1 rRNA gene is annotated in these 555 nt (G+C 60.2%); it reads left to right on the top strand.

Annotation, left to right across the window (positions count from 1 at the left end):
- Positions 1-2: 2 nt before the first annotated feature.
- Positions 3-555: ribosomal RNA gene (locus tag ACFP3U_RS37060) — 16S ribosomal RNA — on the top strand; the annotation flags it as partial.

Raw genomic sequence — 555 nt, 5'->3', positions numbered from 1 at the left:
CATTCACGGAGAGTTTGATCCTGGCTCAGGACGAACGCTGGCGGCGTGCTTAACACATGCAAGTCGAACGGTGAAGCCCTTCGGGGTGGATCAGTGGCGAACGGGTGAGTAACACGTGGGCAATCTGCCCTGCACTCTGGGACAAGCCCTGGAAACGGGGTCTAATACCGGATATGACCTGGGACCGCATGGTCCTGGGTGTAAAGCTCCGGCGGTGCAGGATGGGCCCGCGGCCTATCAGCTTGTTGGTGGGGTAATGGCCTACCAAGGCGACGACGGGTAGCCGGCCTGAGAGGGCGACCGGCCACACTGGGACTGAGACACGGCCCAGACTCCTACGGGAGGCAGCAGTGGGGAATATTGCACAATGGGCGAAAGCCTGATGCAGCGACGCCGCGTGAGGGATGACGGCCTTCGGGTTGTAAACCTCTTTCAGCAGGGAAGAAGCGCAAGTGACGGTACCTGCAGAAGAAGCACCGGCTAACTACGTGCCAGCAGCCGCGGTAATACGTAGGGTGCGAGCGTTGTCCGGAATTATTGGGCGTAAAGAGCTCG

It is taken from the genome of Kitasatospora misakiensis, assembly GCF_042656005.1.
Lineage (GTDB): Bacteria > Actinomycetota > Actinomycetes > Streptomycetales > Streptomycetaceae > Kitasatospora > Kitasatospora misakiensis.
This window is presented reverse-complemented; position numbering and strand designations above follow the sequence as displayed.